Consider the following 15,601-nt stretch of genomic DNA (forward strand, 5'->3'; position numbering starts at 1 on the left):
TTAGGATGAATTGCTTGTTGAACAACCTCTATTTTCTTAACGCGTATGAACCTTTTCCCCTTGCACCCACACCTCGCGGATATGCTCAGGCCGTGCCAGATACATGATCTTCTGAAAAATATCTTGTATGTCTTCAAACTCGTCAAAAATCGGCAGCTTCGCAGATGGAAGTCTCGTATCGATCACCTGCACATCCCACGCGTAGTTTTCTTGAATGCGACCGATTGGCAGGCTCAGACTTTCACCGCCCCCGGCCGTAGCCAGATAGAATGCCTCATGGACCGTAATCCGCGAGTCGGGTACCCCGCGAGCTTCCGCAGGAAGAGAGGTGTTCACGCCATCTTCCAGCATCCGCGAAGACATCACGGCTTGCCTTATATTATCGAAGAGGCTGGGCGAGAAGCCGCCGGATAAATCCGAGCCTAAACCGATTTCGACATGTTTGGCATGGAAGCGGGCAACCGGGATGACGCTATTGGCGAAATACGCGTTGGATATCGGGCAGTGCGCGATCGCGGTGCCGGTGTCAGCGAACAATTCGGCATCCTGATCATCAAGGAAATTACAATGAGCCATGACCGATTTATCGCGCAGCAGGCCAAAATCATGCAAGGCAAACGCATCGTTTTTCTGGAATCGATCTTTCACATACCCATGCGCCCAATCGCTTTCGCTGCAATGGGACTGCACATACGTGTCGTATTTGGCTGCCAACTCGCCTAGCCCCTTCAGCCCCTCATCCGTACAGCTTGGAATGAAGCGTGGGGTGACGACGGGATACACGCCTTGTTTTGTGGTTTTGGCGAGTTCCTGTACAGCGATAATAAATTCCTCCGTATCCGCCAGTGCCGTGGATGTGTCCGCATCGCGGTAGTAATCCGGATTCTGCTCGGGGTCGTCCATGACAACCTTTCCGACAAGTCCGCGCTGGCCCTTGCTCGCACAGATTTGGGCTAACAACAAGCTGGCTTCTTTATGCACCGTGGCAAAATAAAGGGCTGTCGTTGTTCCGTTGGCCAACAGGGTGCTTACCACATCGTCGTAAACCTTTTGCGCAAACTCCAGATCGGAGAATTTGGATTCCAGCGGGAACGTATAGGTATTCAGCCAATCGTAGAGCGGAATGTCCAATGCGGTTCCGGATTGAGCCCATTGCGGGGCGTGAACATGCAAATCGACAAAGCCAGGCAGGAAATACTGCCCTTCCTCTAGTCGGTGAAAGCTGTCCGTGCCTTGATACGTATCCAGCAAGGATTGATAGTCGGCGTCTTCCGGTGCCACGACTCGCTCAATCATGCCGTCCGTGTTGACGCAGTAAAGATAGTCTCTCAATACTTGAATTTCTTTGGGAGATTTGCTTGAAAAAGAAGTCCCTTGAAATAATAACATATATTTACTCATGTTTACCGCCTTAATGTTCGTTTTTTGGAACGCTTTTGTCATTATAGTCCGTTAAAAAAGAGATGTCCATAGTTTAAAGGCGAATAGATAGAGCATGGAACAAATAAGGTGACTGCTAGGATTGAGGAGATGTCGTTGTGAAATCATGAGGGGCTAGGTTGAAAATAGAGTCTGATTCTTGATACGTGCTAAAATAGAACCATCATACGCTGTTATTGGAGGTATCTTCATTGAACATTCAACTGGGCCATTTTGAAGTGAGTTCCGGACGATTGGTTGTGGCCGATCCTTGTTATGAATTGGATACGAACATAATTATCATGGGCGTGTTGGAAGCCGTATTGAATGGAACGTGGGTAGGGGAAGTGGAGAAGGTGGAGATCCCGGATTGGGGCGAAGCCAACGCCAAGCTAACGGCTTACCATCACTCGGTAGCAGAACAGGGGGCATTCCTGGAGTGGATCAAGTGTCCTTTTGTGGCTGGAGTGGATAGCGGACAGGCGGGGATTTTTGATATTCAAAAGTACCGAATTCCGGATGCGAATTCATCGGATAGCTCGGACACGGATACGGACTGGTATTATGCCTGCTGCGACATCACCGAGAGCGGGGAAGAAGCAGGTGTCCTGGATGGGGGCGTCGTATCTCGTACCGGCATCGGTGATGGTGCATACGGTGTGTATAAGGCCGTGAATGAGCAGGATCAGGTGGTTGGCGTGAAAATTGTGTTTATTAAGAAGTAGTCGAGCGCTAACGGAAAAATGAATAAGAGCAAGTATAAACAGTCATAGAAGGTAACCCTTTTATGGCTGTTTTATTAGGGATACACCATGATGCCAACCAAGCCTGTCACTATACTAGAGAGAATAGAGGCATATTGGGGCTTCTGTACCATATGGAAGCATGAAGGCTTCGCTTCATCCAACTGGCATACTCCAATACTTTCAATATGAAGGACTCTGGAACCTTTTCCATATCCTGGAAGATGGATACAATAAGGTCCAATGAAACGTTGGAGAGGATGCGAATGCCTAGAATACTTGTCCCGCCCGAGGTATTGATTCGAGTGTCAGAGGAAGCCGCCAGGGCTGCGGAAGAACTGGAAACGACCAAGAATCGGCTGGACCAGCAGATTACATATATGATGTCTTCGTGGGAAGGAACGACACGTTCGCGGTTTTTCGAAGATTTTCAGCGTGCCCATGGCGAAATGAATAAAACGATTGAGCATCTACGAATCATCGGCCAGGAATTGAAGGCCATTGCTTTCCGGTTCATCTCAGCTGATATGCATGAAGACCTCATGATGGCAGCATCGGCAGCGAGCGCTGCGAACGAGCCCAAAACGTTCTGGGACCATGCAGGGGACTTCTGGCAGGGGCTGCAGACCGGGGCGAAATCCGTAGCAAATTCGGTAAAGGATACGGCTACGTCCTTGGTAGAAGACCCGCTTGGCACTGCCAAGGACATGGCCTATAATGCAACTATCGGGACGGCGGAAGAGATCATCGACACGGCGGCCTGGGGAGGCAAAATGATTTTTGATGCCGATACCCGGGAAAAATTTGCCGCAGACATCGAGGATTCGGGCGGCGCGTCCAATTATATGGGGCAGCAGGCTGCCATGATCCTGGCCGGTTTAGCCACACGCCGGATCGGCGTGAAGACTCACCCGCATTTGAAGCATGATTCGGGTGGGGATGGGGGGAAGATTGAGGGTAAGGGTAACTCTATCCGCAACTTCGCAGGAAACATTAATGCTGAAAGCATTCCTAATATGTCCAAGAAGGAAATCTTGGATAGCTTACCAAAGGACTGGGAGTATACTGATAATAACGGTTTTGTTCATATTCGAGATGTAAACGGAAATATACGCATGAGAATCGACCCACCTGATAAAGTCACCAAATATGACCATGTTCATTTGTTTGATGAAAGTGGTAACTCAATCGATGTTAGTCTGAATGTGGTTGACAGAAAAAGTCCTGATGCTCATATTCCATATAAAAAATGAGGTGATACAGTGAAAGCTGAAGAAATCCTGGGTAAGATTGAAGCAATGCATTACTGGGATGCTAGAGTACTAAAATTTGATTCGAGTTTTTTTGGCGACGAATTAATACTTATTTTTGAGGACACAGAGTGTGACGTCAAATTGTCCTTTACGGGATGTTCTAAATTTTCCTTTATTACAAATGTAGATGATAGGACAAAACCTTTAAGAGAGTTGACTAGACCACAAATTCCTTATTTTCTACAAGATATCGAAGTTACAGATGTTCAAAGTGAAGGTTATCAATTACTAAATTGTAAAATTACAATGCCTCCTCTTAATGCTGAAATTGTCTGTAAATCAATTTCAGTTGAGAAGGTATAGACGAAGATTTTGAATGCCTTTCGAGATGTACTTCCATCTTTTCACTGTTCGCAGAGCTGCAGCGAAACCCTCTGCTCACCAAAACACCCCCAAAAAAATGACGTGACATGGAAATGTCCGCCCGGCGATCGTTCCAATCACGATGATCCGTATGTCTTTGAATCGCTGCATTAATCGCATGGCTTCCTAGGCTTCGAAGAAGCTTGGATGCAGGGAAGAGAATGTTTTATATTGGCTGCCGATGCTGATAAGAAACTGCATTTAATTCATTTCTCGGGTCAATAGCTCGACCAGCTCATTCGCGAAGGCCTTGTGAGCTAATGACGCAAGCGTTGGTTAAAGAGGCGCTATATTCACGTTTACACTAGCAGTGCCGATAAGCATATCCAAGGAGAAAGTATTCGAATATCTTCAATTGTATTATTCAGCATCTTGGCAGAACCTCTTCATGGAGCTAAACTTGCCCCGGTGTGACGGCCAATCTCAACAAGGAGCTGACACAAAATTTTCAGGAGAAAACGAATGAAATGGACATAAACATACAGGTTGTGGAGGACGATGCCGCCAATATTGGTTTATATTATCCTGAGTCTTCTTTTGATATTGTCGCTTTTCATTATGCTATTAACGATATCATCCAGACCATTACCGCCGACCGTGATGGCATAGATACAGTAAATAATGATTGGTAGTCAATCGAACCTCTAATGTTGCAAGCTGTTATGGATTATCACAGAAAAGACATGTTGAAAAATGCAGCGTATTATGAGTTTATCCAAATCATGGACACAAGCCAAAAGCAGTTAAAAAGAGGAGGATACATGATATTCGATACCATTACTTATGCTGGATATGATGAAATGGGTTATTCCTCTGAACTTCACAGCAACTATATACAACTGGGTAGAAGCTGGGTTAGCGAAGCAAATCTGGACCTGGAAGAGATTGAAGTCGAGTCGGATGATAAACAATGGCGGATGATATGGAGAAAGTGTAATTATAGTTTGAGTTCTTGGTCGATCGGGGAGAGGTCGTCGTTGTTTTAAATGCTCTTGTTTGAAAAAGAAAATGTCACCAGCAATAATAAGGCTTTAAATCCAAATCCAAGTATGGTCGTCAGGAGTTGATTTGGTAGTGAGTAAGCCAGTTATGCAGGTCGCTCAGGTCGTCGGACCTGATTGCGATATGGAGAGCCAAGCCGTCAGGGCGGCTTCGGGCCAAGCGAGATTCAGCGTTACGCGAAGCTGAACGGAAGACGGTGATCGGAACGGCTGCTCGCTGGGGGATCCAGCACTGGCTAACGCTTTCCTGGAGCGGGGCTGCAAGATGTATATCGGGCCGGATGACTATCCGGACGGCAACGATGCGCTGATGTTCGTTCTCCGGCTGTTCTATGAGATCGTTCAGCAGGGACGAGACGTGAAGGAAGCCTTTGCGCAAGCGGTGGCGATGAGTGGTGAGCTATTCATGTACCGGCTGTATAAATGATAGCAATCATAGATAAAAATTTTACACCCCTTCTCATTCCCAGCAGGGTGTGTGCAGTCAATGGTCCTCGAAATACTCCTAATACTGACTTGGCGTGACGTGGGCGTACTTTTTGAAGATGCTAATAAAATACTTGTAGTCACTAAATCCGATATCCTTCGCGATGGTGTAGACTTTGTTATCGCCTGACTTCAGTAAATCTATCGATTTCTGGATCGGGTAGCGATTGAGAAATTCATTGAAGATATAGCTTGTCTCAGCCTTGAACTTCTGGTTCAGCTAGTATGCGCTTAAGCCAAGCTCTTCCACGAGATCATGAATGTTGATCTTTTCTCAGTACATGGTGTATTGCGGTAATATATTCACTACTATAACGAAGTGGAGGCACAGAGAAAGCTAAACAAGCTGACTCCGGTAGATACAGACGTCAGCTTGCAGTCTAGGGGCTTTTTCAATGTCTACTAAATTGGGGCTTGACCACAATCCATAGAGTAGAGGACAATGGTTTTGTATTAATTGTTATTAAACAAAGGTTAAAAATCTGCGGGACGCTTTTTATTTAAAGCAGCTTGTCTAATATTATCAATAAAAGTCTCAACGTCGTAATTTTGTTGTTGTTTGATGGTAGAATCAGCATTAAGGAAGCTATTCACATTATTTTGTTGAGATACCACCGTACCGTTTTCGACTCTCCAAATTCCATCTTCAAATTGATAAGACCAATAATAATTATCATCAGTCTTCACTAGCAATAATATAACTTCTTCATCCGGTAATAGATATCTTGTTTCTTTATTCTCTTTTTGTGTTCCGTGCTGCAAAAAAGTGATTATATCTTCATCTAACTCGCCATAGATCACTTCTTTAACTTTAACGATAGAAGGTGTGACGTCGTAGTTGAAATTTGTTTTCTCAGGTAATCCAGCGTTTCTGCTGAACGGTTCTTTTTGCTCTATAATAGTACCTTTAACAATCAAATCAACGAAATACATTTCTTCTTCCAGACTCTTTGTCATGACTCGTGCGGTAGCATGCTCGTCCATTTGGGAATCGGTAAAAATGTTTGAACCCACCCAGTTGCCCAAAAAAACACTCAATCCTAACGCTAAAATTGTAATCGAAAGTTTTCGGAACATTCGTTCAACCCCCTTTAACGATAAATCGCATTTAAGTTAGTAATATCATAACTCGTTGGCGTGTTGCTTGTTACACCTGCATTCATAATGGATGGAGTAACCACCGGACTAGCAAGAGTATGGGCTAGCCCAACAACATGGCCAATTTCATGAGCAATAATTGCGCTTCGTCTCGCTGCAGTCCCAGGCATTGTTCCATCATTTAAGAAGATACCGGCATAATTCACCTTACCAAAGCATTTATTCCCGGTAGCATTGGGATCTGTAAAACAAGGAGATCCCTCATTATATACTTGTGCCCAGCCAAATAGGCCACTTCCCCATCCGTTTTGTTTCCATGTGCTTTCAGTAACAGAGTATATATCCACGTTGGAGTAACTAAAACTCGACAATGCTATACTAATATTTCCAGAGCTATTATTCCACAAGTTTACACCATTAGTATAGGCAGTACCACTGTAGCTACTGTTCAAATTATCCCCGTTGGTTAAGAGATATGCTTCCCCGTCGGAATTGAGATTGGCCCATTTCCAGGAATGTGTTTCAGCACTCACGATAACGGTAAAAGTAAACGTTGCAATGCAACTTAGCAAGATAACGGCCCAGTATCTAAATTTATTTTTCATAGGTTTTTCCTCCATTCGTAGATAAGGAGTCTCATGTTTATTATTTAATTTATTGGAAAATTATAGAAATACTTACTTATTAATCTGCTTCTGTTATGAAAAAAGATATACGAGTTGACTTTCTCGTATATCTTTTTATTAAGTCTATTACTAGATTCCGCTGTTTCCTACACCAGTCGCTTGGAAATATTTCCCGTCAAAATCAACCCAACCAGAGGTTTGTACGGATGCTGTCCATAAATAATAGGAGCTATAAGTATCACTAATATTTACTGAGACAAGGGTTTGGTTCGATCCATTTTTAGTTTGCGTAGACTCATGAGGAGTGCTGCTGGTCGAGCTACTATTTACGTAAGTGACTAAAGTTTTCGCCCAAATCTTCATAGTAACATCACCTGAGTACCCACCTGACCACACAGTTGAAGCATATCCACTAAATCTAACTGTTTGACGTGTTGGTTCAAGAGTTATATCACCTTGGGAAGTTACATACATACAGTTGCAGGAAGGTGTAGGGGTACCATACAAATTCCAACTTCCATTGGCTGCAAGTGCCGCCTTGTTCTCATCGATCTGATCTGAGCTAGGCTCCGTTAAAGTGGGATCCTCCGAGTTAGGTTCTGTCGGAGTGGAAACAGGCAAGTCCGAATCTAAAATTAGTGGACTGGGCTCTGAGGAACTGTAGTCAAGGGAACTAGATGCAAATGAACTAGAGACAAAGGTAAATGCTGAAACTAATGACAATAATACAATAGAAACCTTGATTTTTTTTAACATTATTTCTCCTCCTTAAGTTTATTCGAATTAACTATAAAAAATATAGGGATTTAAGTAAATATCTGTAATATATCAAAATAGTAAGGTTTCAATTTTTATTTATAAATGTTAAACTAAGGAAAATTTAATAGGTAATTGTCGTAATTTCCAGAAAGAAATCTAAAACAAGATAAAGGGGCTGATGTAGTGTTGAACTACACATCAAGTATTTCTTTCACTAATGCTGTTATCAGAATTAATAAGGATTTAAGTTACAATTTGAATGGCCATTACATAGTTAGGAATAACAAGATGATTAGCCTAACCTTAACAGAAAATAAGTTATTATTATTTTTTATTAATAATTACAATAGACGTATTTTCGTCGAAGAGATTATTGATTATATGCAAGATAAATACATATGCTATAGTGATCAAAATTTATATGTTTATATTAGTAGACTAAGAAAGAAAATCGAAGAAGACTCCAAAAATCCTAAAGTACTAATCAATATGAGACCAGGTTACATTTTTTGGAGCCAGTATGAATCCTATGAATCATTTAAGCCATAAAAGTAAATAATAGGATCTTTGATCATCTTATATTTTTTACCTGATCATATAACACCGACATGTGTTACTAAACCTGTTTGCCCTCTTTTTGTATTAGAGATCATCAAACAATCGATTAGCGCAATCTTATTCGGTAGAATGTAAGATGGTAATAGGCCATCATTTAGAAAAAAAGTTGTGTAGCTTTTATAGTAATATTTGGTGGGGGTATTGAAATTCCGTAAAATATTATGTTTGTGGTCAGACCATTTATGCGATGTAGATTATGAGTTATTGACCATAAATTTATATGTAAGCAACTGAAACACGACTAAACTACAATAGCTAGGAAAAGAAAGTCTAAAGTTTCCACTGGGTAGTGTAAACCAAATGTATAGCTGTACTTAAACTAGTATGTCATATTACATAAGCAATTACCGAGGTGAACCATGAAAAAATGCCTTATATTAGTTATATTATTTTCATTTATTTTCGTTGGCTGTTCAAAATCAGAGAACTTTCCAAAGTATATATATAATTTATTAGAGGAACAATATGTAGAACTGGATGGTATTTCCGCATTTAAAAATGACAATAATATTAGTTTCTATCATACTTATTGGATAATAAAAATTTATGACAAACTTTCATTACCAATAAAGCACCAAGATCATATAGGAAGATGGATTTCAAATATAGATATTACAAATGAATCTGAACGAGATAGGATAGGTCTAACGGGTTTGCCTCTTGAGGAAAGCATAATTATGTACTTAGACGCTTTAAGAGTTTTAAAATACCCACTTGAAGGAACTTATAAAACAAAAATATTATCAGCATTAGATGATCTGGAGAGGGAAAATGGTGCAATAAATGATAAGAATATTACTATATACAGCAAGTTGTTTGGCATATACCAATTAATGGATCAGCCTACTGACGAAAAGTGGTTTAAATCATATTTTTCGTATTTAGTAGAGAATGTTGATAAATTATCATTATTTAATAAATACTATTTATATTCCTATGTGGATATAGATAAAGAAATTTTTAATAAAAATAATTACACCTTAACAATAAATAATTTAGATTATAAAAGTATAGTTGACGCATACTATATTAATAATATGGGAGAGATCTGGGGAGAAGTAAGCATAAATAGAGGATTTGTATCAGAAAGTTTCAACCAACTAATAAACTTAGATTCAACAATAGACCCCCAAATAATGTATTATTTAATTACTTTAGATGTTGATGCAATAAGCGATGAACAAAAAAATAAATTCTCAAAGAGATTCAATTCTTTATTGATACAGAATAAGGCTTGGGGTGAAATATCAAATGTACTAAGCTTAGATAATACTTATTTTTCGCTTGAAATATTGGCGTATTATGATCAGTTAGATGAATTAGATCTGGAAAGTATAAATGAATTTCTAAACCGGAAATTAACAATGTTACTAGAAAAGGATAAATTACATCTTCCTGATATAAATAATTTAAGGACCTTAGCATTGAGCTACAAAGTGATAGGAAATAAAGAAGCTCTCAATACTATAAAAGGTATTATCATTAATAAAATTAATAATTTTGAACAACACGAAATTAACCCCATGGTAATCGATGCTATAATAACAATAACTATAGCTACTGAATTAGAATATATTAATCTCCCTAACAAAATTAAAAATGAATCCGAGAGAATTATTAATGAACTGTCTCAGCAAAAAAACAAGACATTTCTTGATATATATTATCTTTATTCACTAAAAAAAATATCCGGAAATTGGGAACCTATAGATCAGGAACAGTTAAATAAGTTAATTAATTCTTTTCTAGACAGCAAAGGTGCTATAATAAACACGAATGGAGAACCTATTGCAGATACTTATTACTTTATAAAGCTTTCCAAGTTCCTCAAGATGAATTATCCAGAAAAAACATACAACTTTTTAATTTCTTTTCTTAATGAAGAATCAAATGAAAATTTAATTAAACTGGCAATTGCAGCAAGTTCTATTAGAATTATTAATGAAGGAGAGGATTATCAATGAAACAAAATGGATTTTTAATATTGCTTTCCTCATTTTCTTTAATTTATTTTCTCTCTCTATTGAACATTTTTCCTTTTATAAAGTTCTTGATACTAATATCATTATTGATTCTTTTTTGGGTAAATAAAAATAGAATATCAGATTTTATTTCGGTTTCTAGAAATGTTTGTTATATGGTGGGATTTGTATTTTTGTTGAATATTTTGTCAATTGGAGTTTCCTTTTGGAGTAATTTCAAGATAAAGGAGATTAGTTATGGTATCTCTATAACAACACGTGGTGATATTGGAGAAAAATTATTATTATTATTATTTGAAAAATATACTGTAATTAATACATTAAGTTCATTTATTAGTATCATTATATTCCTTTATCTTATTGCTCTGGTTGTTAAATTACTAAATTTAAGAAAATCAATAAAATAATAATTTTAGCCGGAGCAATGGCTGGGCAGTAATAAATACATGATTTTCTTGAAATTGGATAAAAATTAAATAGAAATAATTTACGATTCTATGCATATACGAGGCAACAGTATAACGCATCAATGGCCCTCCGAAAGAAGAAACTCTTTAATACAACTACCACCAAAAAAGATGTGAGTCGGCAATTAACCGCTAACCAGCGGCCCCTCCAATCACATCTTTTTTGACATAGATCCCCCTTTATTGAGCGGCTGGTTCCGTTACATTCTGATTGTACATGAAATAGTATTGGTGGAGGGAACGGTCCTGCCGTGTTGTCTGGATGGGGAAGGAGTCATTAATTCGGGCAATATCCGAAGTCGTTCTCGGATATCGTTGACGATGAGCGGGCGAACAACCTCGTGGATGGATTCTCACGCCGGGAAGCTGAAGAGGAGTTATGCAGAAAACGCAATTTCCACAGAGATTTGGCGTTTAGCCTGACTGCATTCTTAGCCAAGTACATGATAAAAAACGATCCGTAACAGGATCGTTTTTTTAGATTTAGCTGGTGGGAGAGTAGTGCTGCAATGGAGCAATGTGAGATTGAACAAGAAGATGTATTCTCATTAACCGCAGGACCATTGCTTATGTATTTTCAATCAGGGTTGGTAATAGGAGTAGCAAGTGACCCATCTCAAAACTCCGTTATTATATGGGTTGAAAAAGATGATACAGGCTACATAACTGTTGACTCTATTGAAAGTGATGCCGAACTCTATCCTATTAATGCCTTGGATAAACAATATAGCACTTCTTATTGGAGCCAAATCGTAGGACAGAAATTAATGCAGGTTAATATTATTAAGCGTGATCCACAAAATGCAATTCTAGCTGAATTACCTAATGAGGTTGGTGTTGAGATGATTATGGATAATGGGAAGAAAATTATACTATCGCATGGACTTCACAACAATTCAGACGATTTTTCAGTGATAGAAGAGTCATGCATTGATAGAAGACTTTTGGAGAGTTTAAGTTGGGTAAATATGATATAGTTCATTTTTACAAGGACTTACTTTAAGAGTGATTCATGAAAGAATGAAACAAAGTCCAAACTATGGCATCACCCGTTTTAGATAGTAAGGGATCACTAGTAGTAGGAATGATTACATATTCCTTTATTTTAAGTTGATCGATTAGCGGAATTCTTCACAAAAGTGATGGTCCCTCACACATATATCTTAACCGAGCGAAAACGCAGGGCCGTTCCCTGTATTCGCTCGGTTTTTCGTTATGACAGCCCCTTCCTATGAACTTGAAACAAAATTGAGACAGTCTCTGTTCCATTGTTATATTACACTTAATTAAAGATGTTGAAATTTATCAGATCACGTCGTGTTTCTATGACTCATCGATGATTGTACTGATGCAAAGGAGAAACCTGTTTATGAAAAAAATGTCCATTATGCTGGCAGTAACGCTCATTTTTTCGATGGTGCTTGCTCCCTTGGCTTCCGCTCAGCCGGTGGTCCGGGCTGGTAACAACTCGGTTCCGGTTGAAGCGGACGGTTGGGTGTGGGTCGGGACCACTGAAGAACTGGCTTATATCAATCGGAATCAAGCGTCTTACCTGGATCGGAATATCCGATTGACCGGCGACATCGATATGTCCGGATACGATTGGGTGCCCATAGCCGATGAAGCGACCGTCTTCAGCGGTATTTTTGACGGAAGGGGACACAGGATCGAAGGTCTCACCATCGATGGAGGAGCTCTGCAATATGTCGGCTTTTTCGGCCGCGTATCGGGGACCGTTCGTAATCTAAGCATTTCCGCACAAGTCAATGGCGGCAGCTATGCCGGCGGATTGGTGGGCCATCTGTTGGGCGGTAACATCATCAACTCACATTCGCAGGGCTCTGTTGCGAGCGGCAATATTACTGGTTACGGAGGCGTGAGCGTAGCAGGCGGCTTGGCCGGGGCGGCCAATGGCGATTCGACCATTCTTCGCTCATCTTCATCTACTGCCGTAAAGAGCGGCGATGCTTCTAATCAGTATGCCGGAGGGCTTGTCGGTTCCCAAGGTGCAGGCTCCATTAGTGACTCTTATGCCACAGGAACGGTGACCAATTCGGGTGGCGATCACTTTTTCTTTGGGGGCGGATTGGCCGGACAAATGATATACGGAACGATCACCAATAGTTATTCTTCAACTGCAATCATGCAATCCGGAAGCGTCACCTATTACACGGTGGGCGGTTTTATCGGAATCGTGACGTATTCATCCATCGACGCCTCATATTACAATAACACAGCATCGGGCCAAACCATTGGCGTGGGGGTTGGGGATATCATAGTCTCACCTCATCTCACGGGCCTTACGACCAACGAAATGAGGGAAGCATCCAATTACCAAGGCTGGGATTTCACCGATATCTGGACCGTCGATGCCGGTATTAATGGCGGATATCCTTATTTTCGTCCGGACATTTTGTCAACCGATTTACCGCGGGCGGACAAGGACACCCCTTATTCCTTGGTCCTTGAAGCTTTCGACGGCGCAAGGGGGGGCTTGACTTGGAACGCCTCCGGACTTCCTGACGGCCTAGCGTTGACGGATCACGGCATGCTCAAAGGCAGACCTACGGTGAGCGGTACGTTCCCGGTTACAGTTTCTGTGACCGATGCGGGCCAGAACACCGTTAGCGCAGTCTTAACTCTGTATGTGGATGAACCGGCACCGGACATCGACGGGCTTGCTATTCGTCCAGGCAGCGCGAACGGTTCGACGAGCGTGACGGCGGTTCCGGGTAATTCGGGGCATACGTTTGCTTATTTGCTCGGGCCAGATGCCGGTGAGCGTCCCCTATTGGGAGATGCTCTGCCTGGCGAAGCAGCCTTGTATTCGTTAGGTACGGACATTGTGGATCCAATCCCGGGTCAATATCTCCAGGTATTTGAACTGGATGCACAGCAGCGCATCCAAGCGTGGAGCGTTATCCAAGTGGAAGCGAGCCATATTCGTAACACAATCCCCGTTACGGGGGTGAGTCTGGATCAGACGACTCTGACCCTTACGGCAGGAGGTGCTTCACAGAAGCTGACATCCGTCCTTTTGCCGGCGAATGCGACGAATCAGGCGGTATCCTGGAGTTCCAGCGATTCAAGCGTCGCCCAGGTGGATCAGAGCGGTGAGGTGACGCCGGTCGCTGAAGGTACGGCGGTCGTTACGGTGACGACAATCGACGGCGGGTTCACGGCCACCGCAGCAGTGACGGTACATCCGGCTCCAACGGATACGGGGACGGTGACCGGCGCAGTCTACGGTACAGGGAATACACCGCTGGCCGGTGCAGCGGTATCGGTGGGCGGAATGAAGGATATGACCGACGCCGAGGGGAGATTTGCGCTGAATAACGTAGCGGCAGGCCGCCATGAACTCACAGTGACAGCAGCGACGTATAACGATTATGCGACAACCGTAAATGTCTTAGCTGGGGAGACGGTCGACGTAGGGCGCATCGATCTGAGAGCTGCCTATACCCCAGAACCGGAATCCCCATCCTATAGCTGGGTTCCGGTTCCTGCCCCTTCCCCTGCGCCGGACCCAAGAAAGATCGTAACGATCAACGGCAAACAAGTTCGGGTAACCGCCAAAAAAGAGCAGGAGCATGACGGGCGCACCGTTCTGAGACTGATACCGGACTCCGATCTGGTTCGGTCATGGGCCGCTGGCGGGGAGGATATCGTCATCGACATCGACAATGAGGATCCGGTGGTGAAGGTCGATCTTCCGGCTGAAGCGCTGCAGGTTCTCCTTGCGGCGAAGCCGAATGCAGCCATTCGGATTGGGGTGAACGGGGCAAGCTACAGCGTTCCGCTGCACGTGCTAAGCGACCTCCCGAACCGAGCGACCGTAACGGTTGTCATTGCGAGAATGACGGATTCTGCAAGCCGTGAGCTGGAAGAGGAATTGACCCGTCAAGGTTATGACATGCTGGCTAGGCCGACGATTTTTGAGCTATACAGCGACGGCAATGTAAAAATCGAAGCGGAAGGTACGTATTTGGAGCGCACATTCTTAATGGACGGTGCGACAGAACCCGACCATTCCACCGTCGTGCGGGTGGATGGCGCAGGGAAGCCGCGCTTCGTCCCTTCCGTTTTTGAAGGAGAGACAGCGACTTTTTATGACGTTTATAACGGCGTGTTCACCGCGGTTCGCTCCAACCGAACCTTCGGGGATATCCAGGGACATTGGGCGCAAAGCGACATCGAGCGGATGGCGAACAAGCTGATCGTGAACGGATCGGCTGACGGCACGTTTGATCCTAACCGTACGGTGACCCGCGCCGAGTTCGTCGCGATGCTCGTGCGTGCGCTCGGACTGGCCGAGAAACCGCAGCTAGCTTCCTATTCGGACGTGGGGCCGAACGAAGTTTGGTATGCCGGTGCGATAGGGGCCGCATCCGCGGCTGGTTTGATTGAAGGCTACGCCGACGGTTCGTTCCGACCGGACGCTGTGGTCACGAGAGAGCAGGTGGCGGTGATGCTGGGCAGAGCCATCCGATATGCCGGTGAGCTTCCGTCGCAGGATGCCTCTGCGTTGGAACGCTTCTCGGACCATGCCCAGGTATCCGAGTGGGCCAAGAGATCGGCTGCCGACCTGTTGGCCGCGGGCATGATCGAAGGGGTCGGGAAGGCTGCGTTCGCTCCGCAGGCGTTTGCCACGCGCGCCCAAAGCACCGTTCTCTTAAACCGAATGCTGCTCTACTTGAATTTCATGAACTGATTGCAGCCGAAT

14 protein-coding genes and 2 pseudogenes are annotated in these 15,601 nt (G+C 43.1%); 11 read left to right on the top strand and 5 right to left on the bottom strand.

Annotated features, from left to right (window positions below):
* Positions 1–36: 36 nt before the first annotated feature.
* Positions 37–1,401 carry a guanine deaminase gene (guaD, locus tag GYMC10_RS05360; protein ID WP_012819213.1) on the bottom strand — a complete coding sequence of 455 codons (1,365 nt, stop codon included), beginning with the start codon at positions 1,399–1,401 and terminating at the stop codon, positions 37–39.
* A gap of 230 nt (positions 1,402–1,631) precedes the next feature.
* Between guaD and GYMC10_RS05365 the strand changes: the two genes are divergently transcribed.
* The 5 genes from GYMC10_RS05365 to GYMC10_RS32460 all read left to right on the top strand — a co-directional run bounded on the left by GYMC10_RS05365 (position 1,632) and on the right by GYMC10_RS32460 (position 5,266).
* A complete protein-coding gene (locus GYMC10_RS05365; RefSeq protein WP_012819214.1) occupies positions 1,632–2,144 on the top strand; it encodes a DUF4241 domain-containing protein in 513 nt (170 codons plus the stop codon).
* Positions 2,145–2,428: 284 nt separating this feature from the next.
* Positions 2,429–3,415, top strand: a complete 987-nt coding sequence (locus GYMC10_RS31765; protein ID WP_012819215.1) for a WXG100 family type VII secretion target — start codon at positions 2,429–2,431, stop codon at positions 3,413–3,415.
* A gap of 9 nt (positions 3,416–3,424) precedes the next feature.
* Positions 3,425–3,778: a hypothetical protein gene (locus tag GYMC10_RS05380; protein ID WP_012819216.1), complete on the top strand. Its 354-nt coding sequence runs from the start codon at positions 3,425–3,427 to the stop codon at positions 3,776–3,778.
* Between the two features lie 527 nt (positions 3,779–4,305).
* Entirely contained in the window at positions 4,306–4,470 is a 165-nt protein-coding gene (locus GYMC10_RS32870) for a hypothetical protein (RefSeq protein WP_012819217.1), read from the top strand.
* 634 nt (positions 4,471–5,104) lie between these two features.
* Entirely contained in the window at positions 5,105–5,266 is a 162-nt protein-coding gene (locus GYMC10_RS32460) for a hypothetical protein (RefSeq protein ID WP_186326494.1), read from the top strand.
* Between the two features lie 78 nt (positions 5,267–5,344).
* Here GYMC10_RS32460 and GYMC10_RS31770 read toward each other — a convergent pair.
* The 4 genes and pseudogenes from GYMC10_RS31770 to GYMC10_RS32175 all read right to left on the bottom strand — a co-directional run.
* A pseudogene (locus GYMC10_RS31770) lies at positions 5,345–5,599 on the bottom strand (helix-turn-helix transcriptional regulator); the annotation flags it as partial.
* A 200-nt stretch (positions 5,600–5,799) separates the two neighbouring features.
* Positions 5,800–6,402 carry a hypothetical protein gene (locus GYMC10_RS05395; RefSeq protein ID WP_012819219.1) on the bottom strand — a complete coding sequence of 201 codons (603 nt, stop codon included), beginning with the start codon at positions 6,400–6,402 and terminating at the stop codon, positions 5,800–5,802.
* Positions 6,403–6,416: 14 nt separating this feature from the next.
* Positions 6,417–7,028: a hypothetical protein gene (locus tag GYMC10_RS05400; RefSeq protein ID WP_012819220.1), complete on the bottom strand. Its 612-nt coding sequence runs from the start codon at positions 7,026–7,028 to the stop codon at positions 6,417–6,419.
* Positions 7,029–7,178: 150 nt separating this feature from the next.
* Positions 7,179–7,805 carry a hypothetical protein gene (locus GYMC10_RS32175; RefSeq protein ID WP_012819221.1) on the bottom strand — a complete coding sequence of 209 codons (627 nt, stop codon included), beginning with the start codon at positions 7,803–7,805 and terminating at the stop codon, positions 7,179–7,181.
* Positions 7,806–8,096: 291 nt separating this feature from the next.
* Here GYMC10_RS32175 and GYMC10_RS33265 point away from each other — a divergent pair, with 291 nt between their 5' ends.
* From GYMC10_RS33265 to GYMC10_RS05425, 6 genes and pseudogenes are all read left to right on the top strand, one after another.
* On the top strand, positions 8,097–8,357 hold the full coding sequence (locus GYMC10_RS33265) for a helix-turn-helix domain-containing protein (RefSeq protein WP_397359872.1): 261 nt from the start codon (positions 8,097–8,099) through the stop codon (positions 8,355–8,357).
* A 428-nt stretch (positions 8,358–8,785) separates the two neighbouring features.
* On the top strand, positions 8,786–10,390 hold the full coding sequence (locus tag GYMC10_RS05410) for a hypothetical protein (protein WP_012819222.1): 1,605 nt from the start codon (positions 8,786–8,788) through the stop codon (positions 10,388–10,390).
* Entirely contained in the window at positions 10,387–10,815 is a 429-nt protein-coding gene (locus GYMC10_RS05415; RefSeq protein WP_041621933.1) for a hypothetical protein, read from the top strand. Before GYMC10_RS05410 ends, GYMC10_RS05415 begins: the two co-directional genes overlap by 4 nt.
* A gap of 288 nt (positions 10,816–11,103) precedes the next feature.
* Positions 11,104–11,339 (top strand): annotated as a pseudogene (locus GYMC10_RS32720) (SPASM domain-containing protein); the annotation flags it as partial.
* Positions 11,340–11,384: 45 nt separating this feature from the next.
* Positions 11,385–11,852 carry a hypothetical protein gene (locus tag GYMC10_RS05420; RefSeq protein ID WP_012819224.1) on the top strand — a complete coding sequence of 156 codons (468 nt, stop codon included), beginning with the start codon at positions 11,385–11,387 and terminating at the stop codon, positions 11,850–11,852.
* Positions 11,853–12,244: 392 nt separating this feature from the next.
* The gene (locus GYMC10_RS05425; RefSeq protein ID WP_012819225.1) at positions 12,245–15,589 is read left to right on the top strand and encodes an S-layer homology domain-containing protein; all 3,345 of its coding nucleotides are present in this window, start codon (positions 12,245–12,247) and stop codon (positions 15,587–15,589) included.
* The last annotated feature ends 12 nt before the right edge of the window (positions 15,590–15,601 follow it).

This window comes from Paenibacillus sp. Y412MC10, assembly GCF_000024685.1.
Classification (GTDB): domain Bacteria; phylum Bacillota; class Bacilli; order Paenibacillales; family Paenibacillaceae; genus Paenibacillus_AQ; species Paenibacillus_AQ lautus_A.